The organism is Thermincola ferriacetica, from assembly GCF_001263415.1.
GTDB lineage: Bacteria > Bacillota > Thermincolia > Thermincolales > Thermincolaceae > Thermincola > Thermincola ferriacetica.
Genome location: NZ_LGTE01000049.1, coordinates 1 through 3372, shown reverse-complemented (window position 1 = coordinate 3372; position 3372 = coordinate 1). Strand labels below are relative to the sequence as shown.

Annotated in this window: 4 protein-coding genes; 2 read left to right on the top strand and 2 right to left on the bottom strand. The window is 37.7% G+C overall.

Annotated elements, in window-relative coordinates; all coding sequences use genetic code 11:
• Positions 1 to 178 precede the first annotated feature (178 nt).
• Complete coding sequence (locus Tfer_RS16675) at positions 179 to 349, top strand: hypothetical protein (protein ID WP_160315581.1); 171 nt, start codon at positions 179 to 181, stop codon at positions 347 to 349.
• Between the two features lie 534 nt (positions 350 to 883).
• Here Tfer_RS16675 and Tfer_RS15550 read toward each other — a convergent pair.
• Positions 884 to 1744: a ComEC/Rec2 family competence protein gene (locus Tfer_RS15550; protein ID WP_052219185.1), complete on the bottom strand. Its 861-nt coding sequence runs from the start codon at positions 1742 to 1744 to the stop codon at positions 884 to 886.
• Positions 1745 to 1774: 30 nt separating this feature from the next.
• Complete coding sequence (locus tag Tfer_RS15545; RefSeq protein ID WP_052219184.1) at positions 1775 to 2422, bottom strand: hypothetical protein; 648 nt, start codon at positions 2420 to 2422, stop codon at positions 1775 to 1777.
• A gap of 491 nt (positions 2423 to 2913) precedes the next feature.
• Here Tfer_RS15545 and Tfer_RS15540 point away from each other — a divergent pair.
• On the top strand, positions 2914 to 3372 hold a 459-nt coding region (locus Tfer_RS15540), incomplete at its 3' end, for a hypothetical protein (protein WP_200901054.1).

Below are 3372 nucleotides of genomic sequence, written 5' to 3'. Positions count from 1 at the left end.
CGAAGAGCCCGGTGCGGTAGTTCCGCACGCCGGGATCTGTGCGGGGGTTGTCGGGTAACTGGCAGTCCTACCGTGACGGCGAAATCTCCTCGGATTCATATTATTAATTGAAAGAAAATTGAAAGAAATATGTATTTCTTGACTTTGATGGTTTGCACGAAAGGAAGGAGTATATTGTATGAGCAAACTATCTTCCCAAGATTGGTTGGGCATTGCTAGCGTACTTTTGCTATTAATACTTACAGCTGTTGATAATGCTTACATAATGTTTGCTGTTTATGGAATTGCACTTGTGTCTGGAGCTTTGATTATTTTTAGGAAAATGTTAACAAAGTTGGAGCAGTGTTAATCTTGATAGTCAGCATTGTTGGTATTAGCCTTGCTTTGATAAAATTGATACGCGGTTAGTGTTATGGAACTAATGAACTGAAAACCGGACGCCCGGAGACATCACCCAACAACAGGCTAAACGGCTGCGCTGTGCTCCGACCCAACTTGTCCCGTCCTCGGCTGTCACGGTTTTTGCAGTTACCTGGCAAAAATCGCGCCACCAAGGGGGAGGGGCCAGGGCTACGACAACGACCCACCACGCCGCTTATTTTGGTACCACTGGCCAGGCGGCACACTGGGAAAAGGCCGCCGTGTGCCTGGCCAATGGGCCGTTCCTACTCAATAAAGTAATAAAGCCGACATAAATGAGCGGCTTCGCAGAATGGCCGACTAACGGCGTTCTAAACGACAGTATTGGTGTCACGATTTTTGCGGACCAGGTGCAAAAACCGCGCCAGCTGTGCGGGCGGGGCAAGTTCGTTTCCAGCCACAGCGTTAGGCGAAATGGCCAAAAAAATTCAACCTACAGTTTTTGTAGGTTGAAGAATAGAGTTTATACAATTGAAACATTCATGAACACTTTTCCATTGCTGTCTTTGCCAATTTTAATTAGGATTTCACCATCATTTCTAGTAGTTAAGCAGTATCTTTTCTTTGAACTTCTGTCGCTCCTTTTAAATACTGTCCATCCATTGGCTTTTTTCGTGTATTTGTCTGTTACAGATGTATCAGTTTCTTCGTCATCTGAGACTATTACTAGATCAGGCGTAAAGTGTTCAAATATTTCTTCACAATAACCTGAGTCTCTTCCGTGATGTGATGCTACTAAAATATTTGCATTACTTATGGCTTTAACAAAACTGCTATTTTCTAATAACTCCTTCCAAGAAGCGGATTCATTATCCCCAGGAATTATTACTTTTACGCCTAAGTATTCAATTACAGTTACGATGCTATGGTTATTAATGTTAGACTTTCCGCAATTTGTTGGAGTAAAGCAATGAAATTTAACTCCGCCATTATTTTCTGGAAGTTCGGGATTGTCTTCATCTTTAATTGTTAAATTAAATCTGTCATTTATTTCAAGATATTTGTCAATTTTGTCACTATCAGAATCTGGATTAGCCTTTCTAATATCATCTTCGGTAAGGTGTTTAGGTCTTCTAAGTGCTTTAGGAGATAGTTTGTCAAAATTGAAAATGTCATCAAGATGATCTGTATGGGGATGAGTAATAATAACTTCGTCAATAGATGTTATGCCATAGTTGTTCTTCAAATGTAATAAGGGACTAAATTCGTCATTATCTCCTACAAAAGACCCAGTTCCTAAATCGATAACAAAATGTTTCCCCTCAGGTGTTTTGGCATAAGTAGCACTTCCATGTTGTACATCCCATATCATTATTTCTAGCATCCAAATTCACCTCCTTAATATTTATTTTTTCTAACCTCCCCAAACGGCATCGTCGGCTCTTTGCTTATCCTTGTTTTTAAAGCATTTAATTGTCATATAGAGTTGAATGGTAAAACTAACGAAGCCAAATACAATACCCCAAATTATTGAAGAACCAACAGCCAATTGAAATATAAAATGTGTAAGTAGAATTATTCCAGAACTGAGTAAACTCGAATTAAATAAGGATATAACATAAATGTAGATAGAGTACGGGCTAATAGGATTAAAATTTCTAGGACGGTCGTGTCTCAGATATCCTTTATTATAAAGAATAAAATCTAGAGTTGAATTACATAAAAAATAATTTCTAATAGAGTTGACCTGTTGGGCTACAATGGTGAAATATATTCTGTTCCTGACGAAGGCTGTTAAAATCGTCAAACCTACTATAAAACTCAGTAAAAAGATTAATAATATAAACAAATATTTAATTGAACCACCAGATTTTGATTGGTATAATGCAAATGTTGCTGTAAAGACTGCTATATATCCGGTAAGACTAAAAGTAATTAAAGAGTTTTGAGTAGAATGATAATGCCGCATTTGTTCAAAAGACTGATTATATTCTGTAATTAAAAATTCAGAAGCTTCCTGTTCGGAAAACTTTTGATTGTCAGTTCTTTTTAACTCCTTCATCTTGACACCTCATTTTCAACTAATTACATTTTATATCAATATATTACTCAATACAAGAAATTAATGGAAATAACAACGCGATTCCAGGCTGTTATTTTTGGCCACATCGCCTAACATAAAGCCGTGTTTCCGCAGTTGAGCATGCAAAAACACCGGCAAAGCACTGGCCCTGCCGGTGTTTAGCCATTCTTCAATATGCTCAATTGCGGCAACACGTGTTGGACGAAGCCGCGTGTATAGAAGCAGTTATGGAATTATCCCATCACAAGGTTAGGCTCGGATTTATCCCAACTTGGATTCGCTTTTTGGCATTTCGCGCTGTACAGATGTACCATATAGAATGCCGGTGTTTAACAAACAGCGAATTTGTTGTATAGTAAAAATATGGAACGGCTGCCCCGTTTTCACACATTATTTATGCCGCGAAGCATACAGCGGCGTGGCATTTCGGTGGTTAGACGAAATTACAATTTTTACAAGGAGGAATTTATTTGAAGTCATTATCAGAAGACTTACAAACACCAAAGACAACGTTAGATGAATTTTCAAATGTTACGAAGAGAGTGTTGGAGTATGTCCCAAATGTTATCACGAATAAGACGAAAGTAAGAGGTTATCTATTATGCTCATCAGTTATTGCTGGAACCACTAAATATGTGCGTCCTATAAAAACTGATTTGTTTATAGACGATAGCCGCATTTTTGAAAAGGAATATGAGAACTTCTTGAGTATTCTACAAAAAATTAAAAATGGAGAACGAAGTTTAGGTAAGGATTCTTATGACAATATTGATAGAGTTATTTATACCATTCAGCAATCTATTGGTGTAGGACTAGATTTATTAGTAAATGCAAATAGCGCAAGTGTAAGTGGTAAAATAAAATGGATGAATTTCGGCAAACAAAAACGGATGTTTTTGACCAAAATAACCTCGTTGTCTGATATGCTT

Bases quoted from the DNA above. Each gene is read 5' to 3' on its own strand.
- Tfer_RS16675 (WP_160315581.1), top strand. From the start codon at position 179: ATGAGCAAACTATCTTCCCAAGATTGGTTGGGCATTGCTAGCGTACTT.
- Tfer_RS15550 (WP_052219185.1), bottom strand. From the start codon at position 1,744: ATGCTAGAAATAATGATATGGGATGTACAACATGGAAGTGCTACTTAT.
- Tfer_RS15545 (WP_052219184.1), bottom strand. From the start codon at position 2,422: ATGAAGGAGTTAAAAAGAACTGACAATCAAAAGTTTTCCGAACAGGAA.